This window comes from Qipengyuania thermophila, assembly GCF_004153605.1.
Classification (GTDB): domain Bacteria; phylum Pseudomonadota; class Alphaproteobacteria; order Sphingomonadales; family Sphingomonadaceae; genus Qipengyuania_B; species Qipengyuania_B thermophila.
Window position 1 is genome coordinate 323 of sequence record NZ_SDSI01000015.1, and the last position, 343, is coordinate 665.

Annotated in this window: 1 protein-coding gene; it reads left to right on the forward strand. The window is 31.5% G+C overall.

The window, feature by feature from the left end:
• On the forward strand, positions 1 to 255 hold a 255-nt coding region (locus ETO60_RS11275; protein WP_165362172.1), incomplete at its 5' end, for a hypothetical protein.
• Positions 256 to 343 lie beyond the last annotated feature (88 nt).

Below are 343 nucleotides of genomic sequence, written 5' to 3' on the forward strand. Positions count from 1 at the left end.
TCACAAACCTTTAAAAAGACTATTTCTCTTCCTTTTATGAAAGAAGAAACCAGAAAGCCTCTCCTCCCTAAAGCTTGTGTTAAAAAATATTCCCACATAACTTCTTTTCTTTGTAGTGACGGGGAGTTAAATAGAGGAATTAAAAAAATAGAAGCTATCTCCAAAGATACTCAAAATCAAATCAGCGAAGCCCTTCTAACCGATAAGATTACTCTAAAAACTACTATAATTAGTAACCTGACGAATATCATGTGAAATGGGCAAATTTAATTGCCTTTGTTAGTATCAAAAACTAAAGTTTAAAACTCCACTTCATATGGTTACATTACATTTTGTAATGTTC